General features: G+C 52.5%; 17 protein-coding genes. 8 read left to right on the forward strand and 9 right to left on the reverse strand.

Annotated elements, in window-relative coordinates:
• Nucleotides 1–122 precede the first annotated feature (122 nt).
• Entirely contained in the window at nt 123–887 is a 765-nt protein-coding gene (locus ACKQAD_RS15155) for an amino acid ABC transporter permease (protein WP_409160915.1), read from the forward strand.
• On the forward strand, nt 874–1,596 hold the full coding sequence (locus ACKQAD_RS15160) for an amino acid ABC transporter ATP-binding protein (protein WP_409160963.1): 723 nt from the start codon (nt 874–876) through the stop codon (nt 1,594–1,596). The genes ACKQAD_RS15155 and ACKQAD_RS15160 overlap by 14 nt, the downstream gene beginning before the upstream one ends.
• Before the next feature lie 60 nt (nt 1,597–1,656).
• Here ACKQAD_RS15160 and ACKQAD_RS15165 read toward each other — a convergent pair whose 3' ends face one another.
• The 5 genes from ACKQAD_RS15165 to cysG form a co-directional block, all read right to left on the reverse strand.
• Nucleotides 1,657–1,989, reverse strand: a complete 333-nt coding sequence (locus ACKQAD_RS15165; protein ID WP_409160964.1) for a DUF3561 family protein — start codon at nt 1,987–1,989, stop codon at nt 1,657–1,659.
• Nucleotides 1,990–2,046: 57 nt separating this feature from the next.
• On the reverse strand, nt 2,047–2,727 hold the full coding sequence (gene cysC, locus ACKQAD_RS15170) for an adenylyl-sulfate kinase (protein ID WP_409160916.1): 681 nt from the start codon (nt 2,725–2,727) through the stop codon (nt 2,047–2,049).
• Nucleotides 2,666–4,093 (reverse strand): sulfate adenylyltransferase subunit CysN, encoded by a 1,428-nt coding sequence (gene cysN / locus ACKQAD_RS15175; protein WP_409160965.1) that lies wholly within the window; start codon nt 4,091–4,093, stop codon nt 2,666–2,668. Before cysN ends, cysC begins: the two co-directional genes overlap by 62 nt.
• Before the next feature lie 74 nt (nt 4,094–4,167).
• The gene (cysD, locus tag ACKQAD_RS15180) at nt 4,168–5,076 is read right to left on the reverse strand and encodes a sulfate adenylyltransferase subunit CysD (RefSeq protein WP_180741696.1); all 909 of its coding nucleotides are present in this window, start codon (nt 5,074–5,076) and stop codon (nt 4,168–4,170) included.
• A 9-nt stretch (nt 5,077–5,085) separates the two neighbouring features.
• Nucleotides 5,086–6,528, reverse strand: a complete 1,443-nt coding sequence (cysG, locus tag ACKQAD_RS15185) for a siroheme synthase CysG (RefSeq protein ID WP_409160917.1) — start codon at nt 6,526–6,528, stop codon at nt 5,086–5,088.
• Between the two features lie 424 nt (nt 6,529–6,952).
• Here cysG and ACKQAD_RS15190 point away from each other — a divergent pair, with 424 nt between their 5' ends.
• From ACKQAD_RS15190 to pta, 4 genes are all read left to right on the forward strand, one after another.
• On the forward strand, nt 6,953–8,332 hold the full coding sequence (locus ACKQAD_RS15190; RefSeq protein WP_409160918.1) for an aldehyde dehydrogenase family protein: 1,380 nt from the start codon (nt 6,953–6,955) through the stop codon (nt 8,330–8,332).
• A gap of 124 nt (nt 8,333–8,456) precedes the next feature.
• Nucleotides 8,457–9,497 carry an HTH-type transcriptional regulator EutR gene (gene eutR, locus ACKQAD_RS15195; RefSeq protein ID WP_409160919.1) on the forward strand — a complete coding sequence of 347 codons (1,041 nt, stop codon included), beginning with the start codon at nt 8,457–8,459 and terminating at the stop codon, nt 9,495–9,497.
• A 146-nt stretch (nt 9,498–9,643) separates the two neighbouring features.
• Nucleotides 9,644–10,681, forward strand: coding sequence for an alcohol dehydrogenase AdhP (adhP, locus tag ACKQAD_RS15200; protein WP_409160920.1), 1,038 nt, complete (start codon nt 9,644–9,646; stop codon nt 10,679–10,681).
• Between the two features lie 111 nt (nt 10,682–10,792).
• Entirely contained in the window at nt 10,793–12,937 is a 2,145-nt protein-coding gene (gene pta, locus ACKQAD_RS15205; protein ID WP_409160921.1) for a phosphate acetyltransferase, read from the forward strand.
• A 161-nt stretch (nt 12,938–13,098) separates the two neighbouring features.
• On the opposite strand, the gene ACKQAD_RS15210 is transcribed toward pta, so the two are convergent.
• From ACKQAD_RS15210 to ACKQAD_RS15225, 4 genes are all read right to left on the reverse strand, one after another.
• A complete protein-coding gene (locus ACKQAD_RS15210; RefSeq protein WP_409160922.1) occupies nt 13,099–13,833 on the reverse strand; it encodes a phosphoadenylyl-sulfate reductase in 735 nt (244 codons plus the stop codon).
• A gap of 12 nt (nt 13,834–13,845) precedes the next feature.
• On the reverse strand, nt 13,846–15,579 hold the full coding sequence (gene cysI, locus ACKQAD_RS15215; protein WP_409160923.1) for an assimilatory sulfite reductase (NADPH) hemoprotein subunit: 1,734 nt from the start codon (nt 15,577–15,579) through the stop codon (nt 13,846–13,848).
• Nucleotides 15,579–17,408: an NADPH-dependent assimilatory sulfite reductase flavoprotein subunit gene (gene cysJ, locus ACKQAD_RS15220; RefSeq protein ID WP_409160924.1), complete on the reverse strand. Its 1,830-nt coding sequence runs from the start codon at nt 17,406–17,408 to the stop codon at nt 15,579–15,581. The genes cysI and cysJ overlap by 1 nt, the downstream gene beginning before the upstream one ends.
• Nucleotides 17,409–17,697: 289 nt before the next feature.
• The gene (locus ACKQAD_RS15225) at nt 17,698–19,422 is read right to left on the reverse strand and encodes a PilZ domain-containing protein (protein WP_409160925.1); all 1,725 of its coding nucleotides are present in this window, start codon (nt 19,420–19,422) and stop codon (nt 17,698–17,700) included.
• A 524-nt stretch (nt 19,423–19,946) separates the two neighbouring features.
• Here ACKQAD_RS15225 and ACKQAD_RS15230 point away from each other — a divergent pair.
• Both ACKQAD_RS15230 and ACKQAD_RS15235 read left to right on the forward strand, forming a co-directional pair.
• Nucleotides 19,947–20,687, forward strand: a complete 741-nt coding sequence (locus ACKQAD_RS15230) for an EAL domain-containing protein (protein WP_409160926.1) — start codon at nt 19,947–19,949, stop codon at nt 20,685–20,687.
• Between the two features lie 216 nt (nt 20,688–20,903).
• Entirely contained in the window at nt 20,904–22,598 is a 1,695-nt protein-coding gene (locus ACKQAD_RS15235; RefSeq protein WP_409160927.1) for a hypothetical protein, read from the forward strand.

The following is a 22,598-nucleotide window of genomic DNA, read 5'->3' on the forward strand; positions in this document are numbered from 1 at the left end:
CACTGCGCGCTTCTCCTGGTCTCCATCGCCTCGCGTGAGACGTCGCACTCACCGGACAGCCAGCCTGTCCGGTTTAATTTAGAAGAATTATTACGTTAGCCTATTCAAAAAAGGAAACGATCTTGACGGGATTTCGTTGGGAGATCATTCAGGAATATGCGCCTCTCTTTATGGAGGGCACCTGGATGACCATCAAATGCACCATTATTTGTGTCATTCTTGGCACCTGCTGGGGATTAACACTCGGGTTAGGCCGCGTAGCGCAAGCGCCGCACGGCCCGTGGAAATATATCCTGTACTACGGCGTTCAATGGCCGGTACGCATCTACATCAGCGCCTTTCGCGGCACGCCACTGTTTGTGCAAATCATGGTGGTGCATTTCGCGTTAGTGCCGCTGTTCATCAATCCGCGTGATGGCCTGCTGGTAACCAGCAATATCATGTCAGTCGATTTTGCCCGCACGCTGCGTGCCGATTACGGTGCGTTCCTCTCCTGCATTGTGGCCATTACGCTGAATGCGGGTGCCTATGTCTCTGAGATATTCCGCGCTGGTATTCAGTCAATCGATCGCGGCCAGATGGAAGCATCCCGCTCGCTCGGTATGAGCTATGGCCGCACCATGCGGAAAGTCATCCTGCCACAGGCATTTCGCCGTATGCTGCCGCCGCTGGGCAATAATGCCATCGCGATTGTGAAAGATTCATCGCTGGCGTCCGCGATCGGATTGGCCGATCTTGCGTATGCCGCTCGTACGGTATCAGGGGCTTACGCCACGTACTGGGAACCCTACCTGACCATCTCTATCGTCTACTGGGTTATTACTTTCCTGCTCTCGCTGCTGGTGCGGCACATGGAAACGAGGTTTGGCAAAAGTGATTCACGTTAAAAACCTGCAAAAACAGTTTGGGGATACACACGTCCTACGCGGTATTTCCTGTGACATCGCGCCTCAGGAAGTGCTCTGCCTGATTGGCCCATCGGGTTCAGGAAAAAGTACCTTTCTGCGCTGTATTAACGCGCTGGAGACGCTATCGGCGGGTGAGATTACGGTCAACGGTTTTGCCATTCACGATAAGAAAACCGACATCAACCGCATGCGTGAAAGCGTGGGAATGGTGTTTCAGCGCTTTAATCTGTTCCCACACATGACGGTGTTGGAAAATGTGATCATGGCGCCGATGGATGTGAAGAAATTACCCCGCGCACAGGCTGTTGAACGGGCTAAAGCCTTGCTCAGCAAGGTCGGTTTGCTGGATAAAATCGATGCCTGGCCGAACAGTCTGTCTGGTGGACAGCAGCAGCGTGTCGCCATTGCCCGAGCGTTAGCAATGGAACCAGCTATCATGCTGTTTGATGAACCGACCTCCGCGCTGGACCCTGAACTGGTGGGCGAAGTGCTGGCCGTCATGAAAACCCTGGCGAACGAAGGTATGACTATGGTCATTGTGACCCATGAGATGGCATTTGCCAAAGAGGTCGCCGATAGAGTCATCTTCATCGATCAGGGGATCATTCAGGAACAGGGGACACCAGAGACGATCTTTACGCATCCAAGTAACCCGCGCACGCAGGCGTTTTTGAGCAAAGTACTGTAAATTCGCTCAATACTACAACATCAGGGCTGTCAGCGTCTTCCGCGCTGGCAGCCTTTTCTTTTACCACCCCGTCAAAAAAGAAAATATCAGCCAGAACAGACAGATTACCGTCAGTCCCGTCGCAAAAAGCGTATAAAAAAGATAGCCTCTCAGCAGAAAACTAAACCCAACGCCAACCAGCACCGAAAACGGCATCAGCGCCAGAAAGAACGGCCAAGTGTAGAGCATGAAAAAAAACGTGGTATTGGAGCCGTATACCAGAAAGGGGACGCTAAAGGCCAACCAATAAAAGGAGAACCCCGTCACCGCCCCCATAAACAGGTAGGAAACGCCGTCATCCTCGTCTTGCGCTGGCCGAGTCTTGCTAATCGTTAACTGCGTGGCATTTTGCATAATCTTTCCCATTCTTCCCCTGCATCACCCAACAGTGCGGTGAAAAAAGCGGGGATATCAGAGCCTGATAATAGCTCGCTTGCCAAGCAGATCTAACAATTGGCTTGTCAAATTTGTTACTAATTGTTCGCCATCCAGGTGGCTATCGGGCGCCTCCGGCGCTTCATACGCCGAGTCGATCCCCGTGAAATTGCGCAGTTCTCCCGCTCGGGCTTTTTTATACAGCCCCTTAGGATCGCGCGCTTCACAGGTCGCTAACGGCGTATCGACGAAGACTTCGATGAACTGCCCTTCACCCAGTAAATCCTGCACCATTTTGCGCTCGACACGGTGCGGCGAGATAAACGCGGTCAGGACCACCAGACCGGCATCCACCATGAGTTTGGCAACTTCACCCACGCGGCGAATATTCTCGCGCCGATCGGCGTCGGTGAAGCCCAAATCCCGGCACAAACCGTGCCGGACGTTGTCGCCATCCAGCAGATAAGTGCTGACACCGCGCAGATGTAGTGCCTGCTCCAGCGCCCCCGCCAGCGTGGATTTACCGGAACCAGACAGCCCGGTAAACCAGATAACCACGCCCTGATGACCATGCAGTTTCTCGCGCGACTCACGGGTGACATCGTGCAAATGCCAGACGACGTTTTCGTCAGTCGGTTCATCGCGTAAAGACACGTTATTTGCCTCCCAGCAGATCGCGCGCACCCCAATGCGGGAAGTGACGACGCACCAGCGCATTCAGTTCCAGCTCAAACGCGCTGTACGCGCCCGGTTCCTGATACACCTGCTCGATAGGTTCCCGTACCAGACCCGCGCCTACCGTGACGTTGCTCAGACGATCGATAAAGATCATCCCACCCGTCACCGCGTTGTGCTGATAGTTGTCCAGCACCAGCGGCTCATCAAAAATCAGCTCAACCGAACCGATGCCATTCAGCGGAAGGCTCTCCGCGACGCGCTGCGTTAGCGTATTAATCTCAACCTGATACTGAATATTCTCAACCCGAGCGCGCGTTTTCTTGCCGCCGATCTTGATGTCGTAGCTTTGTCCCGGCACCAGCGGCTGCTCCGCCATCCAGACAACATCCACCAGCGCATGCTGCACCGCTTTCAACGATTCGCGGCTATCAACCAGCAGATCGCCACGGCTGATGTCAATCTCGTCCGCCAGCACCAGCGTAATCGCTTCTCCCGCCTGCGCCTGTGGTAAATCACCATCAAAGGTCACAATACGGCTAACGGTAGATTCCACGCCAGACGGCAGCACCTTGACCCGTTGCCCGACGCGGATAATGCCGGAGGCCAGCGTGCCCGCGTAGCCGCGGAAATCCAGATTCGGACGGTTAACATACTGCACCGGGAAGCGCATTGGCTGTTCGAGGCTGCGCTGCGCCACATTCACCGTTTCTAACACGCCTAACAGCGTCGGACCGGTATACCAACTCATCGTCGTGCTTGGCGTGGCGACATTGTCGCCATCCAGCGCGGAAATCGGCACAAAGGTGATATTCAGGTCGGCTGGCAGTTGCTGAGCAAAATCCAGATAATCCTGCTTAAACTGCTCAAATACCGCTTGCTGATAATCAACCAGATCCATTTTATTCACCGCCACCACCAGATCGCGAATCCCCAGCAGGGTCGCAATAAAGCTGTGACGGCGGGTTTGATCCAATACGCCTTTACGGGCGTCAATCAGCAGAATCGCCAGTTCGCAGGTTGATGCGCCGGTCGCCATGTTGCGCGTGTACTGCTCGTGTCCCGGCGTATCGGCGATGATGAATTTGCGCTTTTCCGTCGAAAAATAACGGTAGGCCACGTCAATCGTGATGCCCTGCTCGCGTTCGGCCTGAAGCCCATCGACCAGCAGCGCCAGATCCAGTTTTTCTCCCTGCGTCCCCAGACGCTTGCTGTCATTATGCAGCGTACTGAGCTGATCTTCATAAATCTGGCGCGTATCATGCAGTAAACGGCCAATCAGTGTACTTTTTCCATCGTCGACGCTGCCGCAGGTCAGGAAACGCAGCAGCGTTTTATCCTGCTGCGCGTGTAAATACGCTTCCACACCGCCCTGCTCGGCGATCTGCTGTGCAATCGCATTATTCATGACAACAGCATCTTTCTCAGCCCCATTTTCTGCGGCGGTGTCTTTTAACGAAATTTGGCTCATTCGACGATTCCTCAGAAATACCCTTGACGCTTTTTCAGTTCCATTGAACCGGCCTGATCGCGGTCAATTACCCTTCCCTGACGCTCGCTGGTCGTGGAAACCAGCATCTCTTCGATGATTTCCGGCAGCGTCTGCGCTTCGGATGCCACCGCGCCCGTCAGCGGCCAGCAGCCCAGCGTGCGGAAACGAACCATGCGCTGTTCGATGACTTCACCCGGTTGCAGGTCGATACGATCGTCATCCACCATCAGCAGCATGCCATCGCGCTCCAGCACCGGGCGTGGAGCGGCCAGATAGAGTGGAACAATCTCGATGTTTTCCAGATAGATGTATTGCCAGATATCCAACTCGGTCCAGTTAGAAAGCGGGAAAACGCGGATGCTCTCGCCTTTGTTAATCTGACCATTGTAGTTATGCCACAGTTCTGGACGTTGGTTCTTTGGATCCCAACGGTGGAAACGGTCGCGGAAGGAGTAAATGCGCTCTTTGGCACGTGACTTCTCTTCATCGCGACGCGCGCCGCCAAACGCGGCATCAAAGCCGTATTTATCCAGCGCCTGCTTCAGCCCTTCGGTTTTCATAATGTCAGTGTGCTTGGCGCTGCCGTGTACAAAAGGGTTAATCCCCAGTGCTTCGCCCTGCGGGTTACGGTGTACCAGCAGCTCACAGCCGTAGGCTTTCGCCGTCCGGTCACGGAATTCATACATTTCACGAAATTTCCAGCCGGTATCAACGTGCAACAACGGGAAAGGCAGCGAACCCGGATAGAACGCCTTGCGCGCCAGATGCAGCATCACCGAAGAGTCTTTGCCGATGGAATACATCATCACCGGGTTACTGAACTCGGCCGCCACTTCGCGGATGATGTGAATGCTTTCGGCTTCAAGCTGCCGTAAATGCGTGAGTCGTTTCTCGTCCATACCCTTTCCTTAAGCCAAGTTTACTACCGCTGGGCGGCTGTCTTGCGGCACTGTCGGCGTTGTCTGACCAAACCAGGCAATCTGATGGTGTAAGTCCACCACCTCGCCAATCACCAGCAAGGCTGGTGTCGGCGCTTGCCGTGCCAAATGTTCTAACTGTTGCAGCGTGCCGATTTGCACCAGTTGATCGTGTCGAGTACCGCGGCTGATTACTGCGACAGGGGTCTGTGATGAGCGGCCATGCGCGATAAGTTGCTGTGCAATTTCTGCGGCTTTCATCGTTCCCATATAAATCGCCAGCGTCTGACGCCCGCGCGCCAGCGTTGACCAGTCCAGTTCGTCGCCATCAGGGCGACAGTGGCCGGTAATAAAAAGCACGCTCTGCGCGTAGTCACGGTGCGTCAGCGGAATCCCCGCATACGCCGTCACACCTGCCGCCGCCGTCACACCGGGTACAACCTGAAACGAAATCCCGGCCTGCGCCACCGCTTGCAGTTCTTCACCGCCCCGACCAAAAATAAAGGGATCGCCGCCTTTCAGACGGACGACCCGTTTACCTTCCTGTGCCAGCTTCACCAATAACTGGTTAATCTCATCCTGCGGCAACGAATGCGCGCTGGCGCGCTTTCCGACGCAGATGCGTTCGGCATCGCGGCGTACCAGATCCAGCACCTCGGCGCTAACCAAGTGGTCATACAGCACCACATCCGCCTGCTGCATCACCTGTAAGCCACGTAACGTCAACAGCCCCGCATCGCCGGGGCCTGCACCAACCAACGCCACTTCACCGCGTGATGCCGCAGGCAGTTGTTGCTCGTCTTGATGATTAATCAGTTGCTGTTGCAATTCGTCTTCAGCCTGCGCCAGCTGTCCGGCAGAAACCAGTGCAGCAAAACGCCCGACAAACAGCCGTTCCCAAAAACGACGGCGTGCTGACATCGAATGCAATCGAGTTTTAATCCTGTCACGCCAGCTTCCGGCGATGTCCGCCATCGTGCCCAAACTGGCTGGCAGTAATGATTCCAGTTTTTCACGCAGCAGGCGTGCCAGCACAGGAGCCTGCCCTCCCGAGGAAATCGCCACCACCAATGGAGAACGGTCAACAATCGAGGGGAAAATAAACGAGCACTTCGGCTGATCGTCTACCACGTTAACCAGCAAATGACGCTGATTTGCCGCCTCAAACACAACTGCATTCAGCTCGGCGTCATCGGTTGCGGCAATCACCAGAAATACGCCAGATAGCAAATCAGGCGTAAAAACCTGCGCCAGCCATTCAATCTTCCCGGCCTGATACTGCACAGCCAGTGGCTCCGCCAGCGCTTGCGCGACAATTTTTACCTCCGCACCCGCGCGTTGCAGTAGATCGATTTTGCGCGTAGCAACCTCGCCACCGCCAACAACCAGTACCGGACGCTGACGAAGATCGGCAAATATAGGGAGATAGTTCACAATCGCCTTAACTAAGCAAAAAAGTAGATAATGCGACTATACGGTGCGGACAGAACACTTATGAAATGCCGAATTGGAATGACAAGTTCCGTAATGGAATAACAGTAGAACAAATCCGGCTACTCACCAATCCCCCTCGTTTATCTCCTCTACACCGCACTTTGCTAAACAGAGTTTATGACGCACGTCAAAGTTGCAGACAGTTTGCCGATTTTTGATATTTGCTTTTCCAGATTCATTGCAACATGCCACCAGCCCCGCGGGCAGCCAAAAACCATTAACGAGAAGAGGTTCACGCGATTCGTTCAGCCATCAATTGAACAGAAAGAATCAAGGTTCCTCGTGGTATGGACGCGAATCTGTTGTGGTCATGCCATGACACGTTGCATGCCAGATTAGCTTATTAATAGAGAGGATTGCGCGTATGGAACAATCAACACTTGAGCTAAATGCTACGGCACGTCCCGTTGCTGATTTTGATGCACAATACGGGATCTTTGCCTCTTTGGATGACGCTGTCTCCGCCGCAACGCAGGCGCAAAAACGGTTGGATAACGTCATCGTCCGTCAAAACGTGATAGTCGCCATCCGTCAGGCTGGCGAACGCTACGCGCAAGTTCTGGCAGAAATGGCCGTAGAAGAAACTGGCATGGGGCGCGTGGCGGATAAATATGCCAAAAATGTCTCGCAAGCACGCAGTACTCCGGGAACGGAGAGTCTGTCAGCGAAAGTGGTGACCGGAGATAACGGCCTCGCGCTGATCGAAAATGCGCCGTGGGGCGTAGTGGCATCCGTCACGCCGTCAACCAATCCGGCCGCTACGGTGATCAATAACGCGATCAGTATGATTGCCGCAGGCAACAGCATCGTTTTTGCTCCACATCCGTCGGCAAAGAAAGTCTCGCTCTACACAATCAGCCTGTTGAATAAAGCGATTATTACCGCAGGCGGGCCAGAGAACCTGCTAGTGACGGTGGCCGATCCCAATATTGAAACCGCACAGCGGCTGTTCCGGCATCCGGGTATCAGTCTGCTGGTTGTTACCGGGGGCGAGGCCGTCGTGGAAGCCGCCCGTAAACATACGGACAAACGTCTGATTGCCGCCGGTGCTGGAAATCCGCCAGTTGTTGTCGATGAGACAGCAAATATCGAGCGCGCCGCACGTGATATTGTGCGCGGTGCTTCTTTTGATAACAACATTATCTGTGTTGATGAGAAAGTGGCTATCGTGGTCAACAGTGTCGCCGATGAGTTATTGTCGGAAATGCAATACCATCAGGCGGTCTTACTCACTCATCAGCAAATCGAGCAACTTCAGTCATTGCTGCTCACCGATATTGATGAACATGGAAGGGGTCGTCCACACCGCGATTGGGTAGGACGCGACGCTGCCAAAATTGCCGCAGCCATCGGCTTAAATGTCAGCGAACACACCCGTTTGCTACTGGCCGAAACGGATGCCAATCACCCGTTCGCCGTAACCGAAATGATGATGCCGGTTCTCCCCATTGTGCGTGTACGGGATGTAGAGGAAGCCATCGAGCTTGCCATTCATCTGGAAGGTGGACGCCGTCACACCGCGGCCATGCATTCGACAAACATTAATAATTTGCACAAGATGGCGAATGCGATCAACACCAGCATCTTTGTGAAGAATGGCCCCTGCATCGCAGGATTAGGGTTGGGCGGCGAAGGTTGTACGTCCATGACCATTTCAACGCCGACGGGTGAAGGCGTGACATCAGCACGTACTTTTGTAAGAATTCGACGCTGTGTCATGGTAGATATGTTCAGGATCGTTTAATTTTTATCAGTACGACAGCTATCGCCGTTAATAACAGGCAGGAGCGCATTATAACGGCGATAGCGAGGCAAACACACTGGGTATCACGATCTGACGTCAGGCTTTTTCTGGGAGGAAAATGCACATGAGAACCGAGAACCTCACTCCATTACATCAGCTTGATGCCAGAGTTACGCCTCCAGCAAACGTATTACCGTCTAAGGGACAGAGTCAGTATATACATCAGTATTCCACACAGGATGCCTATACCCAGTCCTGTACCATTACCGCCTGGCAACAGCTTTACGATCAGGTGTCTCCCGGCCACTTCCGTGGCGAGCTTCAGGAATTACTGCTGGATGGTATTCAGCTTTGTCATGAGTACACGAACCTCGCACTACGCCAATCCTGCATGGTATGGCCCGGTTCATTCTGGTTTGGCGTCCCTTCCACACAGCAACGTATGGGGTTTATTGATGCACAACCGCTGGATGAATACAGCATTGCCGTGAGTCCCGGCGGCAAAGAATTTGAATTAAGCACACCCGATGAGTTTTCTATTTTGGGCGTGGTTATCTCTCATGACGTTCTCAACCAGTATGTTGGCGCACTCAACGATCCAGAATGGCTGACTCAAAGGTTGAATCAGGGTGCAACGCTGCAAATGGAACACGACAAAAAAGCCACACTGTGTTCGTTTATCCGTCAGGCTCTATGGTATAGCTGTCATTTCCCACATGTGATGAAAACACGTAATGCAGAAAAAGTACTGAAACATAACCTGCTGACTACGCTGATCTCTTTCCTGGAGAACGTTCAACCTTCCTCTGAACACGCGCAAGCTCACCATCATCGCAAATTGATTTCTTTTGTGCGGGAGTATGTGTTGAGCCAGACATCAGAACCGGTCACCGTTCTTGACCTCTGCCGCCAGTTACACGTTAGCCGCCGTACATTACAGAATGCCTTCCACAGCGTGGTAGGTATCGGTCCAAATGCGTGGCTAAAAATCATCCGCCTCAACGCGGCTCGTCGCGAACTCATCAGTCCGATATCGCCGCATCGCACGGTTCAGGATGCGGCAATGCAGTGGGGATTCTGGCATCTGGGTCAGTTCTCCAGAGATTATCAAAAGCTCTTTAACGAGAAACCGTCATTAACGCTTCGACGGCGTTTACAGCACTAGCCACTTATCTTTTACCCGTGTGACGAGTCTTCCTGTGATGCCTCCCGGCATCACAGGATCTGACTCATCTAAGTTAAGTCATCACTAATGCACGGCATATGTCGCCGTTAGCGTATTTACGTATTAAAAACGAACAGGAGTCAATTATGAAAGCAGTGGTAGCCGCGAAGGGTGGAAAAGCTGAAATTATTGAAAAAACATTACGCGAGCCCGGCCACGGCGAAGCGCTGCTCGTCATGGAATACTGCGGCGTCTGTCATACGGATCTACACGTCAAGAATGGTGATTATGGCGATAAAACCGGTGTCGTTCTCGGCCATGAAGGGATTGGCATCGTCAAAGCCATTGGGCCAGGCGTCACCTCACTAAAACCGGGCGATCGTGCCAGCGTAGCTTGGTTCTATCAAGGGTGTGGGCATTGCGAGTACTGCGTCGGCGGTAATGAAACACTCTGCCGTGATGTCAAAAATGCTGGCTACACCGTAGACGGTGGCATGGCAGAGGAATGTATTGTCGTCGCAGATTATGCGGTCAAAGTTCCCGATGGTCTGGACCCGGCGGCAGCCAGCAGCATTACCTGCGCGGGCGTCACAACCTACAAAGCAGTAAAAGTTTCCACCATTAAGCCCGGGCAGTGGATTGCGATTTATGGGCTAGGCGGGTTAGGGAATCTGGCGCTGCAATATGCAAAAAACGTCTTTAACGCCAACGTTATCGCGGTGGATGTCAACGATGCCCAACTGGCTTTTGCAAAAGAGATGGGTGCCGATTTAGTCATCAATCCCGCGAAAGAGAATGCGGCAAAAATCATTCAGGAAAAAGTGGGCGGCGCACAGGCTGCCGTCGTCACCGCCGTCGCGCGGGCGGCGTTTAATTCTGCCATTGATGCGGTACGAGCCGGTGCACGGGTCGTTGCTATCGGCCTGCCCCCCGAAAGTATGGATTTGTACATTCCGCGTCTGGTGTTAGACGGCATTCAGGTCATCGGTTCACTGGTCGGGACACGTCAGGACTTGCTGGAAGCATTCCAGTTTGCTCAGGAAGGGAAAGTTATCCCTAAAGTGACGTTACGCCCGATGACCGATGTCAACGCTATCTTTGAGGAAATGGAGCAAGGAAAAATTAAAGGTCGGATGGTGATTGATTTACGTAGCAGTAGTCTGGCTGTGCGCAATCACGCGTAACCCTCATCAACCACTGCACGCTCAGGACTGTATGTTGGGGAATTCCACCACATGCGGCAGCGTGAAAGCTGACGTCTATATCATCGCCAGAGAAAATAAGAAGGATAAAACATGTCCCGTACCATTATGCTCATCCCTACTGGCACAGGTTCGGGGCTGACAAGTGTCAGCCTCGGCCTTATTCGCGCAATGGAACGCAAGGGCGTACGCCTGAGCTTCTTCAAACCTGTCGCGCAGCCGCGCGACAGCAACGACACCACGGATCTGACTACGGCGATTGTTCGAACCCATTCCCGCCTTCCTGTCGCGGAACCTCTAACAATCGCTCACGCAGAATCGCTGCTATCACAGCAGAAAAAGGCGATTTTGCTTGAAGAGCTTGTCGCTCGATATCATGAAAATACCCATCATGCCGATATCGTGCTGATTGAAGGTCTTGTACCGACGCGTAAGCATCCCTTCGCGACATCGCTTAATAAAGAGATCGCCAATGCCCTGAATGCGGAAATCATTTTGGTTCTGCCACAGGGTTCTGATAACGCCGATGAGCTAAAAGCACGCATTGAGCTGGCTCGCAACAGTCTCGGGACAAATAAGGGAGCATCAATTATTGGTGCCATCGTCAACAAGATCAATGCGCCGGTTGATGAGCAAGGCCGGGCACGACCGGACCTTTCCCGAATTTTTGACGATGCAACAGAAGCCAACGTCGTCAATTTGGATATAAAACGGCTAAAAACGATCGGCACACTTCCTCTACTCGGCGCAATCCCCTGGCATTTCGATCTGATTTCAACCCGAGTCAGCGATATTGTCAGCCATTTGCAAGCTACAGCAATCCACACCGGAGATCGGCATACTCGCCGCATAAAATCGATCGTCTTCTGCGCACGCAGCGTCCCACTGATGTTGCAGTATTTCCGCCCCGGAGCCTTGCTGGTGACATCCGCCGATCGTCCTGAAGTCATTATTGCTGCCTGTCTGGCAGCGATGAACGGCGTGGAAATCGGCGCACTCCTGCTTACCGGTGGAGGACATATTCCTTCCAGTATCCATACCTTGTGCGAACGCGCATTTGCCACGGGCCTGCCGGTTTATCTGGTGCAGAGTAATACCTGGCAAACCTCTTTGGAGTTGCAAAGCTATCAACCAGCCGTGCCCATTGATGATTACGAGCGCATCGAGCGTGTAGGCGACTACATGGCTAACTATATCGATCCAGACTGGATCGATACGCTGAGTGCGGCCACTGAGCATACGCGTCGTCTGTCACCGCCAGCATTTCGCTATCAGTTAACCGAAATGGCGCGTCGTGCGGGTAAGCGTATTGTGCTACCCGAAGGGGATGAACCGCGCACGATCAAAGCGGCCGCTATCTGTGCCGAACGCGGTATCGCACACTGTATTTTATTAGGGGAGCCGGAAAATATTCTGCATATTGCCGCGTCTCAGGGTGTCTCGCTAGGCGATGGCATTACGATTATCGATCCTCACGCAGTCCGAGAACGCTATGTGCCACGTCTGGTTGCGTTACGAAAGAATAAAGGCATGACGGACATCATCGCCCGCGAACAGTTGGAAGATAATGTCGTACTTGGCACGCTGATGCTTGAACAAGATGAGGTTGATGGCTTGGTCTCTGGCGCGGTACACACGACCGCCAATACGATACGTCCCCCGCTACAGCTGATTAAGACGGCACCAGAAAGCGCTCTGGTATCATCCATCTTCTTTATGTTGCTGCCGGAGCAAGTACTGGTGTACGGCGACTGTGCGATCAACCCCGATCCCACAGCAGAGCAACTGGCCGAGATTGCGATTCAATCGGCAGACTCAGCAGCGCTGTTTGGCATTGAACCTCGCGTGGCGATGATATCCTATTCAACGGGTAATTCTGGTTCTGGCAGCGATGTCGAGAAAGTGAAGGAAGCAACACGGCTGGCCCAGGTAAAACGACCAGACCTGATCATTGATGGCCCGCTGCAATATGATGCTGCCATTATGGCGGATGTTGCCCGCGCCAAAGCGCCGGATTCGCGGGTCGCAGGGAAAGCAACCGTCTTTATTTTCCCGGATTTGAATACGGGTAATACCACTTATAAAGCCGTTCAGCGCTCCGCAGACCTGATCTCTATCGGCCCAATGCTACAAGGGATGCGCAAACCCGTGAACGACCTTTCACGCGGTGCGCTGGTTGACGATATCGTCTATACCATCGCACTCACTGCGATTCAGGGCGCACAGACACCTCATTAAGCCCGAATGTAAAAAACCGGGCCGCGCCCTAATGCCGATCGTTTAAGGATCGAGATACCGGGGCTACCACGGCGTGAGGCATCCCTGCGGGAACCTCATCACCGTGTTTCCCCTAAATCCATGCTTAAGTGACTGGCATTCGGCAGTGCCCGGTCTCTGTTTTACCCTTCGTGCAGCCCGCATTCGCGTTTAAGGCCGAAGAAGCGGGTTTCTTCTTCGCTCATGCCCGGTTCCCATTTGCGGGTGGTGTGCGTGTCGCCGACAGACAGGTAACCCTGATCCCACAGTGGGTGATAGCCCAGACCGTTTTCTTTCAGATACTGATAAACCGTGCGGTTATCCCAGTCGATAATCGGCAGAAATTTGAAGACATCACGCTGAATCGCCAGCACGGGCAATTCGCCTCGGCTGCCGGACTGCTCGCGGCGCAGGCCAGCAAACCACGTTTTCGCCTTTAGCTCACTCAGCGCCCGATTCATCGGCTCGACTTTATTCAGCAGATTGTAGCGCTCAATACCTTCTACGCCCTGCTCCCACAGCTTACCGTAGCGCGCCTCTTGCCAGGCCGGAGATTCAGCAGCACGATATACTTGCAGATTCAGTTTCAACTGCTCCGTTAATGCATCAATAAACTGATAGGTTTCAGGGAACAGATAGCCCGTGTCCGTGAGAATAATCGGGATATCTGGCCGCTGTTGCGTCACCAGATGCAGCGATACCGCAGCCTGAATGCCGAAGCTGGACGACAAAACAAACTCTCCCGGCAGATTCTCCAGCGCCCAGCTCACTCTTTCTTGTGCCGATAGCGGTTCAAGCTGGCTATTTACAACAGACAGTGCCGCCACCTGTTCCGCTTTCGATAACGCATTGAGCGCCTCAAGGTTAAGTGCTGTCATCAGGCTCTCCTGTCAGTCATAAAAATCGCGGGCGGGATCCAGCACCGGTTTAATGATGTTGGTGCGAATGACGAAATCACCGAAACCTTCATTCGGCTGACGCTCCTGCGCCCACAGTCCGATAAGACGATCGATTTCCGCCAGGATCTCGGTTTCATTAATATTTTCGCGATACATACGAGGAATACGTGTCCCCTCGCGATTCCCGCCGAGGTGCAGGTTATATCGCCCCACCGCTTTGCCCACCAGACCGATTTCCGCCAGCATCGCGCGGCCGCAACCGTTCGGGCAGCCCGTGACACGCAGAACGATATGTTCATCCCCCACGCCGTGCTGCTGCATGATATCTTCCACTTTTGTGACAAACTCCGGCAGGAAGCGCTCGGCTTCCGCCATCGCCAGTGGACAGGTAGGGAACGACACGCAGGCCATCGAATTCTTGCGCTGCTCGCTGACGCTGTCATCAATCAGACCGTGCTCACGCGCCAGCGCATCAATCTTCGCTTTGCTACGTGCAGGAACGCCCGCGACGATCAGATTCTGGTTCGCGGTTAAGCGGAAATCCCCTTTATGGATTTTCGCGATTTCCGCCAGACCCGTTTTCAACGGACGCCCCGGATAATCCAGAATACGCCCATTCTCGATAAACAGCGTGAGGTGCCATTTATTGTCGATGCCTTTTACCCAGCCGATGCGATCGCCACGTCCGGTGAACTCATAAGGGCGCACCGCTTCAAATTTCACACCGGCACGCGCTTCCACTTCCTGCTTGAAGTTGTCTACACCCACGCGCTCCAGCGTGTATTTGGTTTTCGCGTTTTTACGGTTGGTACGGTTACCCCAGTCGCGCTGTGTCGTCACCACTGCTTCAGCAATCGCCAGCGTATGCTCAATGGAAATATAGCCCAGTTCACTGGCGGTACGAGGATAGGTCGCCTTATCGCCGTGCGCGATAGATAACCCGCCGCCCACCAGCACATTGAAGCCCACCAGTCGGCCGTTATCAGCAATCGCAATAAAGTTAAGATCGTTGGCGTGCAGATCCACATCATTCTGCGGCGGAATCACTACCGTGGTTTTGAACTTACGCGGCAGATACGTCGACCCAAGAATCGGTTCTTCATCCGTCGTTGCGATCTTTTCCTGATCCATCCAGATCTCGGCATAGGCACGCGTCCGCGGCAGCAAATGCTCAGAGATCTTTTTCGCCCACTCATACGCCTGCTGATGTAGTTCAGACTCCACCGGGTTTGAGGTACACAGCACGTTACGGTTCACATCGTTTGCCGTCGCCAGCCCATCCAGCCCAAGACGATTCAGCAGTTGATGCACCGGTTTCACGTTCGGTTTGAGGATGCCGTGAAACTGAAAGGTCTGGCGGTTAGTAATACGAATACTGCCGTACAGCGTACTTTCGCTGGCAAATTTATCGATTCCCAGCCACTGTTCCGGCGTCATCACCCCGCCGGGTAAGCGGCAGCGCAGCATCATCGCATGGCGAGGTTCCAGCTTCTGCTCGGCACGCTCGGCGCGAATATCACGGTCATCCTGCTGGTACATCCCGTGGAAGCGGATCAGCAAAAAGTTATCGCCGTTGAAGCCGCCTGTCAGACCATCGTTCAGATCTTCAGCAATCGTGCCGCGCAGAAAGTGACTTGCCAGCTTCATGCGCTCAGCATCAGCGAGTTTCCCTTCGACTACCAAGGGACCAGGGTGTTTTTCACTGAAAACGTATTTTTCACTCATTAGTACACATCTCGCTGATAACGGCGCTCAAGGCGCAGATCGCTTAAAAACTCATCGGCTTGTTCACTGTCCATGCCGCCATGCTCAACTATCACATCCAGCAGCGCCTGCTCGACATCTTTCGCCATACGGTTGGCATCACCACACACGTACAGGTGCGCGCCGTCCTGAATCCAGCGCCAGACTTCTGCGCCTTTTTCGCGCAGTTTGTCCTGTACATAGACCTTGTGTGCCTGATCGCGCGACCAGGCCAGATCGATATGCGTCAACAGTCCATCTTTAACGTAACGCTGCCATTCAACCTGATATAGGAAATCTTCCGTAAAGTGTGGGTTACCGAAGAACAGCCAGTTTTTCCCTTCTGCCCCTTCGGCATCGCGCTGCTGCATAAACGCGCGGAACGGCGCGATCCCGGTGCCTGGCCCAATCATGATGACCGGCGTGTCGGAATTGGCAGGCAGACGGAAGTTATCGTTATGTTCGATGAAGACGCGGATTTCATCGTCTTCGCTCAGCCTGTCGGCCAGATAGCTGGATGCGCCTCCCGCGCGCGCGCGCCCTTCGTAGTCGTAGCGCACCACGCCAACGGTGATGTGCACTTCGCTTTCGACTTCCGCCTGTGAGGAAGCAATGGAATAAAGACGTGGCGTCAGCGGACGCAGCAGACCCAGCAGTTGCTCCGCCGTCAGCTCAGCCGGTGCCTGTCGCACCATATCCACCAGCGGCGTACGCTGTGCAAACTGTTGCAGCGCGGGCTTATCGGCCAGCAGCGACAGCAGCGTTTCATTACGCGACAGCACGGCATATTTCTCGACGATCGGCGCCGTATTCTGCGTCAGCTCAAAATGGCTTTTCAGCGCTTGCGCGAGCATCAGCGTCTTGCCGTCAACGCTGACGGATTCATCGCCTTTCAGCCACAACAGCTCCAGCAGTTCCTGCACCAGCGCGGGATCGTTATCAAACCACACGCCCAGCGCGTCACCTGGCTGATAACGCAAACCGGAATCCCCCAGATCGATCTCGATATGGCGAACATCTTTTTCGGAGTTACGTCCGGTGACTTTTTGATTCACCGCAAACGTGGCATGCAGCGGGGAAGTTTTGCTGTACGGGCTGCTGGTAATTTCATCCAGAGCCCCCTGAGAAGCGAGCTGTGCTACCGCCGCGCCCTGAACCGGCACACGCGCCTGCAAAATATCAACTAACTGGCGGCGCCATTGCTCGGCCAGCGTCTGATAATCCACATCGGCATCAACGCGATCCAGCAGGCGCTCGGCACCTAATTCAGCCAGACGGCTATCGAAATCTTTACCCGCCTTGCTGAAGAATTCATAAGAAGTGTCACCCAGACCAAACACGGCAAATGCGGTGTCTTTCAGCGCCGGGGCTTTTTTGGACAGCAGGAACTTATGTAGTGCGACCGCTTCTTCCGGCGGCTCCCCTTCTCCCTGCGTCGACGTCACGATCAACAGCAGTTTTTCCTGTCCGATTTGCTTGAACTTGTAATCGCCCGCATTGATCAGATTAACGGACAATTTGGCCGCCAGCAGATCGTCACGCAGTTGTTCCGCCACCCGGCGCGCGTTGCCGGTCTGCGAAGCAGAGATCAGCGTGATCGTTTGTACTGGCACCGTGACTGCGGCGGCTGTCGTTGCCGTGGCGGCTATCGCCCCCGGCGTTACATTCCCAGGCTGCTGAACCAGCCCCCAGAAATAACCGGAGAGCCAGGCCAGTTGCGTCGATGAGAAATCACCGGTTGCCGCCTGTAAACGCGTTAATTGCTCCGCACTCAGCGGAAGCAATGAAGTGGGGGAAACCGGAGTAGTCATTGTGATGTCTGTTTCCTTGTGCCTGTGCAGTTAGCCAACGACGCTAATACAAAAATAGGCAATAAAAAGATGGATGGAGGATAAGGGTAACGATCTGCATCTTAACAATTAAAGAAATGATGGAAATATTAAATAACCAAAATGACTAAATGGTTTTTCTGATAATCCTTATTGCTTAAAGTGTTATGGCTGATGGTACGCGCGTTTCAGGCCCGTCACCCTCGCGATACCGGTAGAGAGAAATGAGGAAGGAGGGCCGCCACGCAGCCCTATATACACACGGTGTCCGCTAAATTTTCAGGACTTTCATGCCGAAATCGTCTGGATTCACGATGTCTTCGAGCTGACCAACCTGTAGCAAGTCACCTTTAGAGACAACACAGCTGATATTGGTATCAGGAAAGCGCAGGTTCTTGACGAGGTGCACCGCAATAGGCCGGCCCTTTTTATCAATATCCATCACCCACCCGAGGAAGCCTCCCGAGTATTTCGCCAGACTGCCTATTGGGTAGAGGCCGTAAATCTGGACGTATTTGACCAGCATCCCCTTGTCATAGGCCGCGTTCACCTCATAGATTTTACGGTAGGCAGCCAATGGCGTGCGGGGCGAAACGCCATTGCGCGCATGCCTGAGCTTATTAATCGCCTTGATTACAGAGACCAATCGGACTAACGGCGACAATTGCTCAGCGCGTTTGCCTTGCGGATAGCCACTGCCGTCCAAACGCTCGTTAGCGTTCTCAATCACATCGCGGCAAGTGGGGCTGATCGCCCAGTCGAGTTCACGTAACTTCGCACACAACACCTCCACATGGCCGCTAAGGATCGCTTTCTGTGTTGGATTCATGTTGACCTTTAACGACGGCAGACGGGCGTTAACCAGCAGCGGCTTGCCCATCGTGTGGAGTAGCGCGCCTAACACCGCCTCGCGCACATGGGGAGCGTGCGGATCGGCAAGAAGCAGCATATCTGCCAGCCTTCCTGCAACCTGTACCGCATGCCTGACCCAATCCGCGTCATCGCGCAGGAACGACAGCGCATACAGAAAAACCTTTCTCTCTTTTTTGACCATATAGATCAGGGTGTCGACGCAGTCATAAAAGATCTCAACAGGCAGTTTATTGCGCGTTTTTATATACATCAGCCCAATCTGAAGCCGATGGGCAACCTCCATGACGCCTCGTTCCATAGGCGTCTGGCGAGTACGTTTCTCGCGTTCCTGGCTTTCTCGCAGCAAGAGGCTTTTCTCCTTGGTGCCCGGAATAAACAACGGGGACGAATACACCATACTGCCAGTGACGCCGGTTCGATATGCCGCCTCTCTTTCCGACTCATTCGTGTACTGAAACAGCGCTTCAGACTGAGATGACGACAAATTGATAAACTGGATGCCGACAGCCGCATAACCATTATTCCCTAAGGGTCGTATGTGGCGAATTCTTCCTTCGGCATAAAAGCTTTCCCCGTTAGGAAACTCAAGCGTAATGCCGGGAATATCCTGACCCACGTCAATCGCAATACTTTCCACCAGATCAATTTCGACCAGACAACCACCGATCGATAAATTACGCAGCGTTCCAAGCACGTTAAGCGTGTGCATATAAACTTCGATACGGACACGAGCCTGCATGCCAAGAATAAAAGGGATACGAATCGCCCCTCGGTTTTCAGTGACGAAAACAGAGTCTGGCAAACGACACTCTAGACGATAAAACATGCTATCCGTCTTGAATAATTGGGTCGGAATATTGCAAAGGCTGTAGGTTTCCCGTTCGATGTTCTCCGTGCCTTTGAGCGCCTCCAAATCAAAATTCAAACCACCATCGGCAAGGTATCTGTCAATATCCGAGCCGGAATATTCTACTGCTAACACTATACGGTTTTTATCCAGATTCAATTCCGAAACATCTGCCTTTAATGCATATAGCATATCCTTTGCATAGATAGACATCACATAGGGGTGTTGCAGCAATGTGCTAATAACTTTAGCAGGAGGAAGAGAAAAGTGTTCCACTATAATATCTACCTATTAACGCGATGGTGATATACCCAAAAATCCAAAAAAGGATTTCCCTTTTTGATAAAAACGAACTTTCACTCGGGATTCACAGCTTTATAAAAATGCTTATTTTTACTGAGAAAAATGTCACTCAGATGCAATTTCTGATTTTTCATCCTTCAATGTCATTACGAAACATCGATCTTAACGTTGTTTATCATCCTAACAAGGATGCAATAAAGTCACAACGATCGCACACACCTATCAAATTGATTTAAATTCACACAAAGTAAACTTAAAAACCAATTAAACAAAAAATAACAATATAAAAAATAAAAAAAATCAAAAAAATAGAATAAAACACCATCAACCATATAGATTTAAACGATCATTAATTTTTATTCAATAGCCAAAAACTATCAAATGAGAATTATTGATCATTTTAAACAATTTCCAACTATTACAAATTGCTGTGTAGAATCCGAAAGAGCAAGGCTGTGGATTTCCTATTTCTATGGAGAGGGGGAGTAATCAGTAAAATGAATACAACAACATTGAGTATTGATGGAAAAATTCTTAGGCTGACAGCAGAGTTCCAGCCCATCATCCAGCTCCCTCACAATAAAATATTCCGCTATGAAGCTCTGGCCAGGTTTTATAATTCGGAAGGCACACTCATATCGACTCAGCAAACTATAGATAAAATAGAGAAATCTAAAGCAATCGATAAAGTAACAGATTTTATGTTTGATATTGTCTGTCAGGTAATAAAAAACAAAAGCAGCATGACAATATCTTTCAATCTTTCACATTTACTTTTTAATAATTATTCCTATCTGGGAACGTTATACCAAAAATGCGTCATGCATCAGATTAACCCACAGAATATAGAAATAGAGATCAGTGAAAAAACGACCCGGCAGCAGTTAATAGACGGGATACCTTTTTTAAATCAAGCCAAGAAATATGGCTTTATGATTTCATTAGATGACTTCGGTGCAGGAAATCTACAAATAGACAGCTTGAGATTATTTGACTTCGATACCATAAAAATCGATCGCTCTATTATCGATGGCATCGGTAAAGAAGAAACAAAATCACAAAAACTAAAGGTCTTATTGAACAAACTCATTCCCCTTGGCGTAAACATTATCTGTGAAGGCGTTGAGAAAGCGACCGATTTGAATCGGTTAAATAAATACCACCCCATTGGAATTCAAGGATATATCTTCTATCGGCCACTCACATTCAGCCAATTAAGGCTGCTGGAAGGCTTTTAGCCGATATCCTTCATTTCTGCCCCCCTACGCCGGCTGATGAATGCGTCATCATGCCGCCGATAATCGACATCCCCACGATAACGGCACCGCCAACAACCTCTTGCACGATCGACATTAGCGAACAGGCTCACATTTCTGGCGTTCGCCCCAGGAATTTATCCTTTTACAATGGCGTATCAATGCGATACTTACGCCACTGGCAACGGGAGAAAAATAATGTGGCAACGACGCGCGCTGGAACTCAATACGCAAGATATTTGGCACTGGCAACAGGTCCTCTCGGTCATCGATTATGCCCGCGAACAGGGTTTCAATACGCTGGTGCTGGGTGCGGCGGATTTACTGGACAAACTAGTCACGCCGGAAGCCTACAATAACGCGCGTTTTGACGATCGCATTAGCAGCCAGCAGCGCTCCCGCTGTATTTACCTGAATCAGGTTGCGGCGCACTGCCGTGAACAGGGGCTGTCGCTGTATCTGCAATGCAAAGAGCTGTCGTTTCCCACGGATTTGCTGCTCCATCACCCGGAATTGCTGGACGACAAACAGAGTCTCCGCATGGATACCGATTTTTGGTGCGACTACCTTGCCGCCAAAGTCGAACTGCTGATGCAGCAGATCCCGCGACTGAGCGGCCTGCTGCTGGCGATCTCCAACAGCGATAGCCTGCTGCGTTTTTCTGCCCCTTCCGGCGATGAGTTCAATGGCGTCGTTCCCGTCACCACGCACTGGCCGACCAGCGCCGACAGTGAGCAGATCTATCATCGCCTCTTCTCCGCCGTCGCACGTGTGATGATCTACCACCAGCGCCACCTGGTCTTGCGTGCCTTTCCCGCCAGCCATCAGGATATCGGTAATGTCCTGAATGCCATTCGCACACTGCCGGACTCCGTCTCTGTCGCCATCAAAGTTACGCCGGAACGCTTCTGGCCTGAGTTTCCCAATAACCCTGCTCTGCTGGACGTCAGCGGGCGTGAAATCTGGGTTGAGCTGGATTTGGCTGGGGAAGAAGTCGGCTGGGGCAACCTCCCCTTCCTGCGCTACACCGAAGTACAAGGGCGGCTCCTGTGGTGTCGGGAGAAAAATCCCGCCATTGTCAGCGCGCTGTGTCGTATCAGTTGGGAAGGCGTCGATAATCACAGCGTGGTCGGCACGCTCAGTGAATTTACGCTGTTCGCCTGTTCTCGCTTACTCACTCACCAAACCGCATCGACAAACGAAAGTGCGCTGTTTGCACAATGGCTGATGACACGCTATCAGTGGCAACCGGATGAGACGGTGCTGCACACGATGCAAGCCTTGCTTGATCAGGCGCATCAGGCCATTTCTCTGTCGCTGTACGTACGCCACCACGTGTTTCACCGCCACAGCCTGCTGCCGACCAGCTTTGGTCAGGCGATCTGGAGCTTGTACGGTCAGCTCAACCGTAACCACTGGCTACCGGGATCCGGTCAGGATATTACGTTCGATCCGCAGCATGCGGAGCTGGCTTCGCAGAACCTCTACCACATCGCGAAAGAGAAAGATGCCGCGTGGCAACTGGCGGAACAGTGCCAGCAGGCCGCTCTGCAATTTTCCCGTGAACACACGATGCCGGAAGCGCTCAGTCAACGCTGGCAGCAGGAATGGCGCGGCCTGACGCTGTATTGCCGCGCTTTTGTTCACGCGCAGAAAGCCTTCTTTACGCTGCACTACTGCAAACAGGTCGAGAACAACTGGACGCTGCGGGAAATCGCCAAAACCAATATTCAGGCGCTGTACGGGATCGGGCATGAGATGGAGGATTTCTGCCTGCAACACCGGGCATACGCGGTGAGCACGCATGTGATGTTTGATGCCGGGCGTCCACGCGCGTTAGCCGATAGCCTACAACAGCAGTTGGCTGAACTGACGCAACGCCCCGGTCAGTAA

Source organism: Pectobacterium artocarpous, from assembly GCF_046159765.1.
Classification (GTDB): Bacteria; Pseudomonadota; Gammaproteobacteria; order Enterobacterales; family Enterobacteriaceae; genus Pectobacterium.

Excerpts from the sequence above, each read along its gene's own strand:
- ACKQAD_RS15165 (WP_409160964.1), bottom strand. The coding sequence starts at position 1,989 with ATGCAAAATGCCACGCAGTTAACGATTAGCAAGACTCGGCCAGCGCAA.
- cysC (WP_409160916.1), bottom strand. The coding sequence starts at position 2,727 with ATGCGCTGGTGCGTCGTCACTTCCCGCATTGGGGTGCGCGCGATCTGC.
- cysN (WP_409160965.1), bottom strand. The coding sequence starts at position 4,093 with ATGAATAATGCGATTGCACAGCAGATCGCCGAGCAGGGCGGTGTGGAA.
- cysD (WP_180741696.1), bottom strand. The coding sequence starts at position 5,076 with ATGGACGAGAAACGACTCACGCATTTACGGCAGCTTGAAGCCGAAAGC.
- ACKQAD_RS15190 (WP_409160918.1), top strand. The coding sequence starts at position 6,953 with ATGGAACAATCAACACTTGAGCTAAATGCTACGGCACGTCCCGTTGCT.
- eutR (WP_409160919.1), top strand. The coding sequence starts at position 8,457 with ATGAGAACCGAGAACCTCACTCCATTACATCAGCTTGATGCCAGAGTT.
- adhP (WP_409160920.1), top strand. The coding sequence starts at position 9,644 with ATGAAAGCAGTGGTAGCCGCGAAGGGTGGAAAAGCTGAAATTATTGAA.
- pta (WP_409160921.1), top strand. The coding sequence starts at position 10,793 with ATGTCCCGTACCATTATGCTCATCCCTACTGGCACAGGTTCGGGGCTG.
- ACKQAD_RS15210 (WP_409160922.1), bottom strand. The coding sequence starts at position 13,833 with ATGACAGCACTTAACCTTGAGGCGCTCAATGCGTTATCGAAAGCGGAA.
- cysI (WP_409160923.1), bottom strand. The coding sequence starts at position 15,579 with ATGAGTGAAAAATACGTTTTCAGTGAAAAACACCCTGGTCCCTTGGTA.
- cysJ (WP_409160924.1), bottom strand. The coding sequence starts at position 17,408 with ATGACTACTCCGGTTTCCCCCACTTCATTGCTTCCGCTGAGTGCGGAG.
- ACKQAD_RS15230 (WP_409160926.1), top strand. The coding sequence starts at position 19,947 with ATGAATACAACAACATTGAGTATTGATGGAAAAATTCTTAGGCTGACA.
- ACKQAD_RS15235 (WP_409160927.1), top strand. The coding sequence starts at position 20,904 with ATGTGGCAACGACGCGCGCTGGAACTCAATACGCAAGATATTTGGCAC.